General features: G+C 55.7%; 9 protein-coding genes, 2 tRNA genes and 3 rRNA genes. 13 read left to right on the top strand and 1 reads right to left on the bottom strand.

What is annotated here, in order from left to right; translation table 11 throughout:
* The first annotated feature begins 33 nt into the window (after nt 1–33).
* The 7 genes from msrP to rrf all read left to right on the top strand — a co-directional run bounded on the left by msrP (nt 34) and on the right by rrf (nt 7341).
* Nucleotides 34–1047 (top strand): protein-methionine-sulfoxide reductase catalytic subunit MsrP, encoded by a 1014-nt coding sequence (gene msrP, locus LT40_RS12730; RefSeq protein WP_043190691.1) that lies wholly within the window; start codon nt 34–36, stop codon nt 1045–1047.
* Nucleotides 1047–1667, top strand: a complete 621-nt coding sequence (gene msrQ / locus LT40_RS12725; protein ID WP_043190688.1) for a protein-methionine-sulfoxide reductase heme-binding subunit MsrQ — start codon at nt 1047–1049, stop codon at nt 1665–1667. The genes msrP and msrQ overlap by 1 nt, the downstream gene beginning before the upstream one ends.
* 510 nt (nt 1668–2177) lie before the next feature.
* A 16S ribosomal RNA gene (locus LT40_RS12720) occupies nt 2178–3714 on the top strand.
* Between the two features lie 65 nt (nt 3715–3779).
* Nucleotides 3780–3856: transfer RNA gene (locus tag LT40_RS12715), tRNA-Ile, on the top strand.
* Nucleotides 3857–3861: 5 nt separating this feature from the next.
* Nucleotides 3862–3937, top strand: a tRNA-Ala gene (locus LT40_RS12710).
* Nucleotides 3938–4185: 248 nt separating this feature from the next.
* Nucleotides 4186–7078, top strand: a 23S ribosomal RNA gene (locus tag LT40_RS12705).
* 147 nt (nt 7079–7225) lie between these two features.
* Nucleotides 7226–7341 (top strand): 5S ribosomal RNA (gene rrf / locus LT40_RS12700).
* Together the 16S, 23S and 5S rRNA genes with 2 tRNA genes alongside form the textbook arrangement of a ribosomal RNA operon.
* Before the next feature lie 120 nt (nt 7342–7461).
* Here the strand turns inward: rrf and queD are convergent.
* The gene (gene queD, locus LT40_RS12695; protein WP_043190686.1) at nt 7462–7818 is read right to left on the bottom strand and encodes a 6-carboxytetrahydropterin synthase QueD; all 357 of its coding nucleotides are present in this window, start codon (nt 7816–7818) and stop codon (nt 7462–7464) included.
* A 254-nt stretch (nt 7819–8072) separates the two neighbouring features.
* Here queD and LT40_RS12690 point away from each other — a divergent pair, with 254 nt between their 5' ends.
* From LT40_RS12690 to mrdA, 6 genes are all read left to right on the top strand, one after another.
* Complete coding sequence (locus tag LT40_RS12690; protein WP_043190683.1) at nt 8073–8381, top strand: PepSY domain-containing protein; 309 nt, start codon at nt 8073–8075, stop codon at nt 8379–8381.
* Nucleotides 8381–8692 carry a PepSY domain-containing protein gene (locus tag LT40_RS12685; protein WP_043190681.1) on the top strand — a complete coding sequence of 104 codons (312 nt, stop codon included), beginning with the start codon at nt 8381–8383 and terminating at the stop codon, nt 8690–8692. Before LT40_RS12690 ends, LT40_RS12685 begins: the two co-directional genes overlap by 1 nt.
* Nucleotides 8692–9360, top strand: coding sequence for a response regulator transcription factor (locus tag LT40_RS12680; RefSeq protein WP_043190679.1), 669 nt, complete (start codon nt 8692–8694; stop codon nt 9358–9360). Before LT40_RS12685 ends, LT40_RS12680 begins: the two co-directional genes overlap by 1 nt.
* Complete coding sequence (locus tag LT40_RS12675; protein ID WP_043190675.1) at nt 9357–10673, top strand: ATP-binding protein; 1317 nt, start codon at nt 9357–9359, stop codon at nt 10671–10673. The genes LT40_RS12680 and LT40_RS12675 overlap by 4 nt, the downstream gene beginning before the upstream one ends.
* Nucleotides 10674–10772: 99 nt before the next feature.
* On the top strand, nt 10773–11846 hold the full coding sequence (locus LT40_RS12670; RefSeq protein ID WP_043190673.1) for an AI-2E family transporter: 1074 nt from the start codon (nt 10773–10775) through the stop codon (nt 11844–11846).
* A 98-nt stretch (nt 11847–11944) separates the two neighbouring features.
* Nucleotides 11945–13837, top strand: coding sequence for a penicillin-binding protein 2 (gene mrdA, locus LT40_RS12665; protein ID WP_043190670.1), 1893 nt, complete (start codon nt 11945–11947; stop codon nt 13835–13837).
* The last annotated feature ends 3 nt before the right edge of the window (nt 13838–13840 follow it).

Here is a 13840-nt window from a genome sequence, read left to right as displayed (position 1 = left end):
GGTAGGTAAACACGCCAAGGCTACGGAGGCATCATGCTCATCAAGCTCTCACGTGCTTCGGACTGCAAAGAGTCCGAAGTCACCCCCGAACCGATCTATCTCTCTCGCCGCTCGCTCATGGGCGTCACCGCGTCAGCCTTGGCCGTCTCGGCACTTCCTTCCTGGGCATCCGCTGCCGATCCCTCTCGCTATGAAGGTGTCGAAGCTGGCAGCGCTCCTGCCTGGCTGAACGACAAGCTTGGTCAAACACGCTGGGGCGCGGTCACCGTGCAAGGCGAGCCGATCACGCCTTTCAAGGATGCCACCCACTACAACAACTTCTATGAGTTCGGCACCGGCAAAGGCGATCCGGCGGCCAACGCTGGCTCACTGAAAACCGAACCCTGGTCGGTCGTGATAGATGGCGAGGTCGGCAAGCCTGGGCGCTATGCCCTCGAAGACTTCATGAAGCCCTATCAGCTTGAAGAGCGCATCTATCGGCTGCGTTGCGTCGAGGCATGGTCCATGGTCATTCCCTGGATCGGCTTTCCCATCTCGGCCCTGCTCAAGCAGGTCGAGCCCACTTCGAAAGCCAAGTTCATCCGCTTCGAAACCTTGCAGGATCCCAAGAGCATGCCAGGCCAGCGTTCCGGCTTTGCCTTGATCAACTGGCCCTATGTAGAAGGCCTGCGCCTGGACGAAGCCATGAATCCCCTCGCGATTCTTGGCGTCGGCATGTATGGCCGTGAACTGCCCAACCAGAACGGCGCACCCCTGCGCCTGGTGGTGCCATGGAAATACGGGTTTAAAAGTGTCAAATCCATCGTCCGTATCAGCCTGGTCAGCGAGCAGCCTGCCACGACCTGGGAAAACATCGCGCCCAGCGAGTATGGCTTCTATGCCAACGTGAACCCCGAAGTCGATCACCCGCGCTGGACTCAGGCGCGTGAACGTCGTCTGCCCAGCGGGCTGTTCAGCCCCAATGTCCGCGAGACGGCAATGTTCAATGGCTACGGCGAGGAAGTGGCATCCCTCTACACCGGCATGGATCTGCGGAAAAACTACTGATGCGTTACCCGTTCTGGCGTTTGAGTGTGTTCGTGGTCGCCTGCATATGGCCATTGTTATGGCTCTACCAGGCGTGGATATTTGCCCTGGGGCCCGATCCAGGCAAAGTGCTGGTGGACCGCTTGGGCTTGGGTACCCTGGTGCTGGTGTTGATCACCCTGTGCATGACGCCCCTGCAAAAGTTGTCCGGCTGGCCTGGGTGGATAGCAGTACGCCGGCAGTTGGGCCTATGGTGCTTTGCCTATGTATGCCTGCATCTTGCGGCCTATCTCTTCTTCATTCTGGGATTGGACTGGAGTCAGCTTGGCGTCGAATTGATCAAACGCCCCTACATCATCGTGGGTAGCCTGGCATTCCTCTGTCTGTTGGCACTGGCCATAACCTCCAACCGCTACAGTCAGCGTCGGCTGGGTCGCCGTTGGAAGCAACTGCATCGGCTCGTGTATGTCGTATTGGGCTTGGGACTGCTGCACTTTCTCTGGATCGTTCGCGCCGACCTGGAAGAGTGGTCCATATACGCGGCAGCTGGGGTGTTCCTGATGTTGCTTAGGGTGCCCGCCGTAGCGCGGCGTATTCCGCGTTTGATTGGGCGAAAACCAGTCACTCCAAAAAAGATCTGAATAAGTGGTTGACGCCCCTCCAGATCTGTCTATAATTCGCCCCACTTCCGGCGCAGCCGAAACGATAAACGCCTTGTTAATCAACGAGTTAGTCGTTCAGGCAGTGAGGAGGTGCTTCGATCTTGCAGGTCGGAAGCGGTGAGAAAAGGTGGTTGACAGCGGTTTGAAACGCTGTAGAATTCGCCTCCCGCTGACGAGTGATCGAAGCGAGTCAAGTGTTTGAAGTTGTTCAGGTTTCTGGAAAAATACTTCGAAATAAACGCTTGACAGGATGTGAGGCTGGCGTAGAATGCGCGCCTCGGTTGAGACGAAAGAATCAACCCACCGCTCTTTAACAATTGAATCAAGCAATTCGTGTGGGTGCTTGTGAGTTAAGACTGTTAGTCAACAAGATTATCAGCATCACAAGGACTCCGCGAGAAATCAAAGAGTTACCTCGATCCTTCGGGCTCGAGTTTGCGATTGCTGAGCCAAGTTTATAAGGTTTTCTCAAAACCTAATTGCAGTATTGAACTGAAGAGTTTGATCATGGCTCAGATTGAACGCTGGCGGCAGGCCTAACACATGCAAGTCGAGCGGTTGATGGAAGCTTGCTTCCTGATTCAGCGGCGGACGGGTGAGTAATGCCTAGGAATCTGCCTGGTAGTGGGGGACAACGTTTCGAAAGGAACGCTAATACCGCATACGTCCTACGGGAGAAAGCAGGGGACCTTCGGGCCTTGCGCTATCAGATGAGCCTAGGTCGGATTAGCTAGTTGGTGAGGTAATGGCTCACCAAGGCGACGATCCGTAACTGGTCTGAGAGGATGATCAGTCACACTGGAACTGAGACACGGTCCAGACTCCTACGGGAGGCAGCAGTGGGGAATATTGGACAATGGGCGAAAGCCTGATCCAGCCATGCCGCGTGTGTGAAGAAGGTCTTCGGATTGTAAAGCACTTTAAGTTGGGAGGAAGGGCAGTAAGCGAATACCTTGCTGTTTTGACGTTACCGACAGAATAAGCACCGGCTAACTCTGTGCCAGCAGCCGCGGTAATACAGAGGGTGCAAGCGTTAATCGGAATTACTGGGCGTAAAGCGCGCGTAGGTGGTTTGTTAAGTTGGATGTGAAATCCCCGGGCTCAACCTGGGAACTGCATCCAAAACTGGCAAGCTAGAGTAGAGCAGAGGGTGGTGGAATTTCCTGTGTAGCGGTGAAATGCGTAGATATAGGAAGGAACACCAGTGGCGAAGGCGACCACCTGGGCTCATACTGACACTGAGGTGCGAAAGCGTGGGGAGCAAACAGGATTAGATACCCTGGTAGTCCACGCCGTAAACGATGTCAACTAGCCGTTGGGAGTCTTGAACTCTTAGTGGCGCAGCTAACGCATTAAGTTGACCGCCTGGGGAGTACGGCCGCAAGGTTAAAACTCAAATGAATTGACGGGGGCCCGCACAAGCGGTGGAGCATGTGGTTTAATTCGAAGCAACGCGAAGAACCTTACCAGGCCTTGACATCCAATGAACTTTCCAGAGATGGATTGGTGCCTTCGGGAACATTGAGACAGGTGCTGCATGGCTGTCGTCAGCTCGTGTCGTGAGATGTTGGGTTAAGTCCCGTAACGAGCGCAACCCTTGTCCTTAGTTACCAGCACGTTATGGTGGGCACTCTAAGGAGACTGCCGGTGACAAACCGGAGGAAGGTGGGGATGACGTCAAGTCATCATGGCCCTTACGGCCTGGGCTACACACGTGCTACAATGGTCGGTACAGAGGGTCGCCAAACCGCGAGGTGGAGCTAATCTCACAAAACCGATCGTAGTCCGGATCGCAGTCTGCAACTCGACTGCGTGAAGTCGGAATCGCTAGTAATCGCGAATCAGAATGTCGCGGTGAATACGTTCCCGGGCCTTGTACACACCGCCCGTCACACCATGGGAGTGGGTTGCACCAGAAGTAGCTAGTCTAACCTTCGGGAGGACGGTTACCACGGTGTGATTCATGACTGGGGTGAAGTCGTAACAAGGTAGCCGTAGGGGAACCTGCGGCTGGATCACCTCCTTAATCGACGACAACAGCTGGCTCATGAGCTCCCACACGAATTGCTTGATTCATTGAAGAAGACGATTGGGTCTGTAGCTCAGTTGGTTAGAGCGCACCCCTGATAAGGGTGAGGTCGGCAGTTCGAATCTGCCCAGACCCACCAATTATGGGGCCATAGCTCAGCTGGGAGAGCGCCTGCCTTGCACGCAGGAGGTCAGCGGTTCGATCCCGCTTGGCTCCACCACTTTTGGTGCTCCATCGTTGTCAAAGCTTAGAAATGAGCATTCCATCGAGTGATGGTTGAATGCTGATTTCTGATCTTTTTCAGAATCGTTCTTTAAAAATTTGGGTATGTGATAGAAAGATAGACTGGACAGCACTTTCACTGGTGTTGTTCAGGCTAAGGTAAAATTTGTGAGTTGCTCTTAGAGTAAATGCGAATTTTCGGCGAATGTCGTCTTCACAGTATAACCAGATTGCTTGGGGTTATATGGTCAAGTGAAGAAGCGCATACGGTGGATGCCTTGGCAGTCAGAGGCGATGAAAGACGTGGTAGCCTGCGAAAAGCTTCGGGGAGTCGGCAAACAGACTGTGATCCGGAGATGTCTGAATGGGGGAACCCAGCTGTCATAAGACAGTTATCTCATGCTGAATACATAGGCATGAGAAGCGAACCAGGGGAACTGAAACATCTAAGTACCCTGAGGAAAAGAAATCAACCGAGATTCCCTTAGTAGTGGCGAGCGAACGGGGACCAGCCCTTAAGTTGGTTTGAGATTAGCGGAACGCTCTGGAAAGTGCGGCCATAGTGGGTGATAGCCCTGTACGCGAAAATCTCTTGTCAATGAAATCGAGTAGGACGGGGCACGAGAAACCTTGTCTGAATATGGGGGGACCATCCTCCAAGGCTAAATACTACTGACTGACCGATAGTGAACTAGTACCGTGAGGGAAAGGCGAAAAGAACCCCGGAGAGGGGAGTGAAATAGATCCTGAAACCGTATGCGTACAAGCAGTGGGAGCAGACTTGTTCTGTGACTGCGTACCTTTTGTATAATGGGTCAGCGACTTATATTCAGTGGCGAGCTTAACCGAATAGGGGAGGCGTAGCGAAAGCGAGTCTTAATAGGGCGTTTAGTCGCTGGGTATAGACCCGAAACCGGGCGATCTATCCATGGGCAGGTTGAAGGTTAGGTAACACTGACTGGAGGACCGAACCGACTACCGTTGAAAAGTTAGCGGATGACCTGTGGATCGGAGTGAAAGGCTAATCAAGCTCGGAGATAGCTGGTTCTCCTCGAAAGCTATTTAGGTAGCGCCTCATGTATCACTGTAGGGGGTAGAGCACTGTTTCGGCTAGGGGGTCATCCCGACTTACCAAACCGATGCAAACTCCGAATACCTACAAGTGCCGAGCATGGGAGACACACGGCGGGTGCTAACGTCCGTCGTGAAAAGGGAAACAACCCAGACCGTCAGCTAAGGTCCCAAAATCCTGGTTAAGTGGGAAACGATGTGGGAAGGCTTAGACAGCTAGGAGGTTGGCTTAGAAGCAGCCACCCTTTAAAGAAAGCGTAATAGCTCACTAGTCGAGTCGGCCTGCGCGGAAGATGTAACGGGGCTCAAACCAGGTACCGAAGCTACGGGTATCACCTTTTGGTGATGCGGTAGAGGAGCGTTCTGTAAGCCTGTGAAGGTGAGTTGAGAAGCTTGCTGGAGGTATCAGAAGTGCGAATGCTGACATGAGTAACGACAATGGGTGTGAAAAACACCCACGCCGAAAGACCAAGGTTTCCTGCGCAACGTTAATCGACGCAGGGTTAGTCGGTCCCTAAGGCGAGGCTGAAAAGCGTAGTCGATGGAAAACAGGTTAATATTCCTGTACTTCTGGTTATTGCGATGGAGGGACGGAGAAGGCTAGGCCAGCTTGGCGTTGGTTGTCCAAGTTTAAGGTGGTAGGCTGAGATCTTAGGTAAATCCGGGATCTCAAGGCCGAGAGCTGATGACGAGTTGTCTTTCAGACGACGAAGTGGTTGATGCCATGCTTCCAAGAAAAGCTTCTAAGCTTCAGGTAACCAGGAACCGTACCCCAAACCGACACAGGTGGTTGGGTAGAGAATACCAAGGCGCTTGAGAGAACTCGGGTGAAGGAACTAGGCAAAATGGCACCGTAACTTCGGGAGAAGGTGCGCCGGTGAGGGTGAAGGACTTGCTCCGTAAGCTCATGCCGGTCGAAGATACCAGGCCGCTGCGACTGTTTATTAAAAACACAGCACTCTGCAAACACGAAAGTGGACGTATAGGGTGTGACGCCTGCCCGGTGCCGGAAGGTTAATTGATGGGGTTAGCGCAAGCGAAGCTCTTGATCGAAGCCCCGGTAAACGGCGGCCGTAACTATAACGGTCCTAAGGTAGCGAAATTCCTTGTCGGGTAAGTTCCGACCTGCACGAATGGCGTAACGATGGCGGCGCTGTCTCCACCCGAGACTCAGTGAAATTGAAATCGCTGTGAAGATGCAGTGTATCCGCGGCTAGACGGAAAGACCCCGTGAACCTTTACTATAGCTTTGCACTGGACTTTGAATTTGCTTGTGTAGGATAGGTGGGAGGCTTTGAAGCGTGGACGCCAGTCTGCGTGGAGCCAACCTTGAAATACCACCCTGGCAACTTTGAGGTTCTAACTCAGGTCCGTCATCCGGATCGAGGACAGTGTATGGTGGGTAGTTTGACTGGGGCGGTCTCCTCCTAAAGAGTAACGGAGGAGTACGAAGGTGCGCTCAGACCGGTCGGAAATCGGTCGTAGAGTATAAAGGCAAAAGCGCGCTTGACTGCGAGACAGACACGTCGAGCAGGTACGAAAGTAGGTCTTAGTGATCCGGTGGTTCTGTATGGAAGGGCCATCGCTCAACGGATAAAAGGTACTCCGGGGATAACAGGCTGATACCGCCCAAGAGTTCATATCGACGGCGGTGTTTGGCACCTCGATGTCGGCTCATCACATCCTGGGGCTGAAGCCGGTCCCAAGGGTATGGCTGTTCGCCATTTAAAGTGGTACGCGAGCTGGGTTTAGAACGTCGTGAGACAGTTCGGTCCCTATCTGCCGTGGACGTTTGAGATTTGAGAGGGGCTGCTCCTAGTACGAGAGGACCGGAGTGGACGAACCTCTGGTGTTCCGGTTGTCACGCCAGTGGCATTGCCGGGTAGCTATGTTCGGAAAAGATAACCGCTGAAAGCATCTAAGCGGGAAACTTGCCTCAAGATGAGATCTCACTGGAACCTTGAGTTCCCTGAAGGGCCGTCGAAGACTACGACGTTGATAGGTGGGGTGTGTAAGCGCTGTGAGGCGTTGAGCTAACCCATACTAATTGCCCGTGAGGCTTGACCATATAACACCCAAGCAATTTGCGTCGAATGACCAGATTGCGGTGACTGTGGAGATGACACGAACCGAAAGTTCGCAGCAAGACAACCCACGAACATCACATACCCGATTCGCTGGAGTGCCTCCCAAGGGCATCCCGGCTACAGAATTTCTTGACGACCATAGAGCATTGGAACCACCTGATCCCATCCCGAACTCAGCAGTGAAACGATGCATCGCCGATGGTAGTGTGGGGTTTCCCCATGTGAGAGTAGGTCATCGTCAAGATTCAATTCCGAAACCCCTATCTGCGCGAGCAGGTAGGGGTTTTGTCTTTCTAAAGGCAAAAATACCGATTGGCACGCACAAAAAAACCACCCGTCTGGGTGGTTTTTCTTGGTGCGCCTGTCAGTCGCCGACGTACTCGCAGCCGCTTGTGCATGTTTCGTGGATGCGGATCTTGGACAGCTCAGGCAAGAGCGGCTTGAGCTCTTGCCAGATCCATTTCGCAAGGTTCTCGCTGGTAGGATTCTCGAGACCGGAAATGTCATTCAGGTAGTTGTGGTCGAGGCGTTCATAAAGCGGCTTGAATATCGATTTGATTTCGGAGAAATCACGTATCCAGCCGGTGTGAGGATCAACATCGCCCTTCAGATAGATAGCGACCTTGAAGGAATGGCCATGCAAGCGACCGCACTTATGTCCCTCGGGTACATGAGGAAGCCGATGGGCAGACTCGAAAGTGAATTCCTTGAAAATTTCCACGTGTGTTCCAATTTGTAGACAGGGCAAGGGTGCAGTTTATCAGGTGTCCAACCGAGACGGTAAGTGCGCTTGGGCGGGTGTGGCGGGATCTGGCCAGCAAGCTTGCGCACGGTAGGCCGAAAAGGCGTTACACGCTGTGATGGATGCAAGCTAGCGTTGTGCCATTAAGTTTGAATTAAGTCATCTTCGGTATTGTGTCTTCCGTAGACCCTACATACCCCAGACATATTTCACACATACCTAAGGTGAACCGAATGAAAACCCTGACTGCTCTGCTGTTGGCTTCATCCATGAGTTTCGTTGCCATCAGTGCCCAGGCCAAAGATCTTGGGCCGGACGAAGCGCTTCGCTTGCGCGATGCTGGTACCATCCAGTCCTTCGAGAAACTCAATGCTGCAGCTTTGGCCAAACATCCAGGCGGTACGATCCACGAGACCGAGCTGGAAGAGGAATACGGCAAATACATCTATCAGGTCGAACTGCGCGACAGCAAGGGCGTCGAGTGGGACGTCGAGCTCGATGCGACCACTGGCCAAGTGCTTAAAGACCATCAGGATACCTAATGAACATATTGCCAGCAGGTCGCGCAATAGTGGTCGGGTTGCTGGCATTCTGTTCCCTGGCAGTGGCTCGGGATCTTGACCAGGATGAAGCCCTGCGACTCAGGCAGGAAGGCGTGATCCTGCCCCTTGAACAGCTGCTCGGTCAGGCCATGGCCCGATACCCGGGTGCACGTCTGCTAGAGGCGGAGCTTGAGGAAAAACAACAGAAGCTGGTGTATGAAGTCGAGTTGCTGACCACGGCAGGTGTAGTTCGCGAGATAAAGCTGGATGCGGCCACAGGCGATTTGCTCAAAGACGAGGAAGATGACTGATGCGCTTGTTGTTGGTGGAAGACAACGTGCCCCTGGCCGATGAGCTGAGTGCCAGCCTCAGTCGCCAGGGGTATGCCGTGGACTGGTTGGCGGATGGGCGAGATGCGGTGTATCAGGGGCAGTCCGAACCTTACGATCTAATCATCCTAGACCTGGGATTGCCTGGTCTGCCAGGGCTCGATGTACTGGCTCAGTGGCGGGCTGCAAATCTTTCCACTCCTGTACTCATTCTGACTGCGCGCGGTTCCTGGGCGGAGCGCATTGAGGGTTTGAAAGCAGGGGCCGATGACTATCTGACCAAGCCTTTCCATCCTGAAGAGCTTCAGTTGCGTGCACAGGCATTGGTGCGGCGGGCCCGTGGCTTGTCGAACATGCCGCGTCTGGAAGCTGCAGGTTTGCATCTGGACGAAGGCCGTCAATGCGTGTTGCAGGCTGGGGTCGATATTCAGCTGACAGCCGCTGAGTTTCGCCTGCTGCGTTATTTCATGCTGCACCCGGACCAGATTCTTTCCAAAGGCCACTTGGCCGATCATTTGTACGACGGCGAAACCGAGCGGGATTCGAACGTGCTGGAAGTTCACGTCAACCACTTGCGCCGCAAGTTGGGTCGTAGCGTGATCGAGACGCGGCGAGGGCAGGGCTACCGGTTTGCTGGAGTCGTGCAGTGAGATCCATCCAGGCGCGATTGAGCGTCGGGCTGATCAGTGTGCTGGTGGTCGTGGGTCTGGTGCTCGCGCAGTTGAGCCTGTGGTTGTTCGAAATGGGCCTGCAGCGCTACTTGGAAGCCGGCCTGCGTAATGAAAGCGAAAACCTTCTGGTTGCTATGCAACGGGGACCTCAGGGTTTGCAGTTGGATCAACACCGCATTTCCCCTGCCTACGAGCGCCCGTTCTCAGGGCATTACTTCCGCATAGACTTTCCCGATGGTCACTGGCGCTCGCGCTCGTTGTGGGATCTCGAGCTACCGGTGCCCGAGCAGTCGGGATTGTATTCGGGGTTGAAGCTGGGGCCCGAGGGCCAGCTGCTGCTGGTCCTGCGTGCCGATTACCGCCGATTGGGCCAGCCTTTGTCGATCATCGTGGCCCAGGACTACACGCCGGTGCGTGCCAGTTTCCAGCGGGTACGCCAGATTGGCCTGGGCATGGGCCTGGCCGCTTTGATTGCGGTCCTGGTGCTGCAACGCATCACGGTCAAGCGTTCGCTCAAACCGCTGGAGCGTACTCGCGAGCAAATCGCACAACTGCAGTTGGGTCAGCGGTCGCAACTGGACAGCGAAGTGCCAGCAGAGCTTGAACCGTTGGTAGCTCAGATCAATCACCTGTTGTTGCACACCGAAGACAGCCTCAAGCGTTCGCGCAATGCACTGGGCAATCTGGGGCATGCACTGAAAACACCTATGGCGGTGCTATTGAGTCTGGCAGGCAGCGAGCGGCTACGTGACCAACCGGAGGTCAGTCGCCTGTTGCGTGAGCAGCTTGAACACATCCAGCTTCGTCTGAGCCGTGAGCTCAACCGCGCACGTCTGGCAGGCGATGCGCTGCCGGGTGTTCAGTTCGACTGTGCAGGGGAGATTCCAGGTTTGTTCGCGACCCTGGAGATGATCCATGGCGGTCACCTGAACCTGAGCTACGAGGTGGCGACGGACGTACGCCTGCCCTGGGACCGTGAGGACGTGCTGGAGCTACTGGGCAATCTGCTCGACAACGCCTGCAAGTGGGCGGATGCGCAGGTCTGCCTGACCATTGTCGAGCACGAGCAGGGGTACAGTATCTGGGTCGACGACGACGGCCCGGGGATTCCCGAGGCCGCGCGTCAGGCGGTGCTGGATCGCGGTTCCCGGCTGGACGAACAGGTCGACGGCCACGGCCTGGGCCTGGGCATCGTTCGTGACATCGTCGAAAGCTGGTCCGCCCGCTTGCAGCTGTCGGAAAGCCCTCTGGGCGGGCTGCGCGTTGCCATCGAACTGGATAAACGCGTCTGACGCGGATTTATCTTGCTGGTGACTAAACTCGCACGCGACTGGGAGGACTAACCCACAGGACCGAATGACGGTTCTGTAGCTTATCGACATGGATTGAACATGAACGAAACCAACCTGCAAAACAAAACGCTGTTGTTACTGTTGATCCTCGTCACTATCGCTTTCATCTGGATTCTTTTGCCTTATTACGGCGCGGTCTTCTGGGCGGTGATTCTGGGTATCGTATTTGCGCCATTGCAGCGGCTGGTCATGATGAAGTTCAACCGACGTCGGAACATCAGCTCGCTGGTTACGTTGACAACGGCTTTGCTGATCGCGATCTTGCCGGTGATCATCATCAGCGCATTGCTGGTACAAGAAGGCGCGATACTCTACAAGAATATCGAAAGCGGACAGCTGGACGTGGCTGGCTATATCGACCAGTTCAAGCAGTTGCTTCCGGCATCCGGACAACAACTGCTCGATCGCATGGGCATGGGTGATCTGGAAGGGGTGCGCGACAAAGTTGCCAAGGGTGCCATGCAGGGTAGCCAGTACTTCGCGACACAGGCTTTCAGCTTTGGCCAGGGTACGCTGGATTTCGTGGTCAGCTTCGGCATCATGCTGTACCTGCTGTTCTTCTTCCTGCGTGATGGCCCTGAACTGTCGCGCAAGATCCGCACGGCGATCCCACTGGCCGAGCAACAGAAGCGTCGTTTGCAATTGAAGTTCAATCGCGTGGTGCGCGCCACGGTGAAGGGCAATCTGCTGGTTGCGGTCACGCAAGGTGCCTTGGGCGGCGTGATTTTCTGGTTTCTGGATATCCCCAGTGCGTTGCTGTGGGCCGTACTCATGGCATTCCTGTCGCTGCTGCCAGCGGTCGGGGCCGGTATTGTCTGGGCGCCAGTGGCGGCCTACTTCCTGTTGAGCGGTTACATCTGGCAGGGGGTAACGCTGACACTGTTCGGTATCCTGGTCATCGGCATGGTCGACAACGTGTTGCGTCCGCTGCTGGTGGGCAAGGACACGAAGATGCCGGATTACCTGATTCTGGTATCGACCTTGGGTGGCCTGGCAGTCTTCGGACTCAATGGTTTCGTGATCGGCCCATTGATCGCGGCATTGTTCATGTCCAGCTGGGGCATCTTCGTCAGCACCAAGCGCCAGGTGCGTCTGCCTCAGGACCGCACCTGACGTAGCGTCGGCCGACTCCCTTGGTCAGCCCAGGGACGTTGGCGCTTGAGGGCAGGGGCCTGCTTGGTTACCATCGGCGCTTTTTCAGAGCGGTCCGCATGCCCCAACCCATTCCTCTCAAAGACCATGGCAAGGAACAAGGCCTGGTCAATCGTCGGCTGCTTGCCTGCGCATTGCTGGTATTGGCATTGAGCCTTGCTCTGGTTGGGCGTCTGTATTTCCTGCAGGTCATCGAGTTCGCCTACAACTCCACGGTGTCCGAAAACAACCGGGTGCATGTGCTGCCCATCCCTCCCGAACGCGGTGTGATCTACGATCGCAATGGCGTGGTATTGGCCGATAACAGGCCCAGTTTCAACCTGACCCTGACGCGCGAGCGCGCTGGCAACACGCCTGAAGTGCTCGATGAGGTGGTGAAGGTGCTGGAGCTGAGCGATGAGACACGCAAGCAGTTCGACAAGGATCTCAAGCGAGCGCGCCATCCGTTCGAACCCGTCACCTTGATGTATGAATTGAACGAGAACCAGATTGCACGGATCGCGGTGAATCAATTCCTGCTGCCGGGCATCGATGTCGAACCTCAGTTCGTGCGTGAGTATCCGCGCAAGGAACACTTCGCCCATTCGGTGGGCTACGTGGGGCGGATCAACGAAAGGGAATCCAAGACCCTCGACCAGACGCAATACCGTGGCACGCAGTCGGTGGGCAAGACCGGTGTCGAGAAGTTCTACGAAAGCCAGTTGCATGGCCAGGTAGGCTATGAAGAGGTCGAGACCAATGCTCAAGGCCGGGTCATGCGGGTGCTCAACCACCATGATCCGGTGCCGGGCAAGAACATCGTGCTCAGCCTCGATGTGCATTTGCAGGAGGCTGCCGAGAAGGCGCTGGGTGACCGGCGCGGGGCGGTGGTGTGCATCGATCCGGAAACCGGCGACGTACTGGCCATGGTCAGCAAGCCGAGCTTCGACCCCAACCTGTTCGTGACGGGTATCAGCTTCAAGGAATACGCAGCACTGCGCGATTCCATCGACCGCCCACTGTTCAACCGCGTGCTGCGGGGCCTTTACGCACCCGGCTCGACCATCAAGCCGGAAGTGGCGATCGCCGGCTTGGACACCGGTGCGGTCACGCCCCAATCGCGAGTGTTCGACCCTGGCTACTACGAACTGCCCAACTACGAGCACAAATACCGCAACTGGAACCGCAGCGGCGATGGATGGGTGGACATGGATGCTGCCATCATGCGTTCCAACGACACCTATTTCTATGACCTGGCGCACAAGCTCGGTGTGGACCGCATGCACGATTACATGACGCGCTTCGGCCTGGGCCAGAAGGTGTCGCTGGACATGTTCGAGGAAGCGCCTGGCTTGATGCCGTCACAGCAGTGGAAGCGCGCGACCCGACGTCAGGCGTGGTTCCCCGGCGAGACGCTGATCCTTGGTATTGGCCAGGGCTACATGCAGGTCACACCGTTGCAACTGGCCCAGGCCACCACGCTGATCGCCAGCAAGGGCGTGTGGCGTCGGCCGCACCTGGCTGAAACCGTAGGCGGGCTGGCGCCGGTGGACGACAACCCGATCCCCAATATCGTGCTGCGTGACAACCGCGAATGGGATCAGGTCAACCACGGCATGCAATTGGTCATGCACGATCCGCGCGGCATCGCCCGTCAGGCGGCAGCCGGTGCGCAATATCGCATTGCTGGCAAGTCGGGTACGGCGCAAGTGGTGGCGATCAAGCAGGGCGAACGTTACAACCGCCTCAAGACCCTGGAGCGCAACCGCGACAATGCCTTGTTCGTGGGCTTTGCGCCGGCCGATCGGCCGAAGATCGTGGTGGCGGTGATGATCGAGAACGGCGAGGCCGGCGGGCGTGTGGCAGGCCCCGTGGTACGGGAGATCATGGATGCCTGGCTATTGGATGGCGAAGGGCATCTGAAGCCCAAATACGCAGCGCCTACCAAAGCGCCTGCGGACCCCAAGGTCTGAGTG

Origin of the sequence: Pseudomonas rhizosphaerae (assembly GCF_000761155.1) — a bacterium.
In the GTDB taxonomy this organism is placed as follows: domain Bacteria; phylum Pseudomonadota; class Gammaproteobacteria; order Pseudomonadales; family Pseudomonadaceae; genus Aquipseudomonas; species Aquipseudomonas rhizosphaerae.
This window is presented reverse-complemented; position numbering and strand designations above follow the sequence as displayed.

Excerpts from the sequence above, each read along its gene's own strand:
- msrP (WP_043190691.1), top strand. The coding sequence starts at position 34 with ATGCTCATCAAGCTCTCACGTGCTTCGGACTGCAAAGAGTCCGAAGTC.
- msrQ (WP_043190688.1), top strand. The coding sequence starts at position 1,047 with ATGCGTTACCCGTTCTGGCGTTTGAGTGTGTTCGTGGTCGCCTGCATA.
- LT40_RS12690 (WP_043190683.1), top strand. The coding sequence starts at position 8,073 with ATGAAAACCCTGACTGCTCTGCTGTTGGCTTCATCCATGAGTTTCGTT.
- LT40_RS12685 (WP_043190681.1), top strand. The coding sequence starts at position 8,381 with ATGAACATATTGCCAGCAGGTCGCGCAATAGTGGTCGGGTTGCTGGCA.
- LT40_RS12680 (WP_043190679.1), top strand. The coding sequence starts at position 8,692 with ATGCGCTTGTTGTTGGTGGAAGACAACGTGCCCCTGGCCGATGAGCTG.
- LT40_RS12670 (WP_043190673.1), top strand. The coding sequence starts at position 10,773 with ATGAACGAAACCAACCTGCAAAACAAAACGCTGTTGTTACTGTTGATC.
- mrdA (WP_043190670.1), top strand. The coding sequence starts at position 11,945 with ATGCCCCAACCCATTCCTCTCAAAGACCATGGCAAGGAACAAGGCCTG.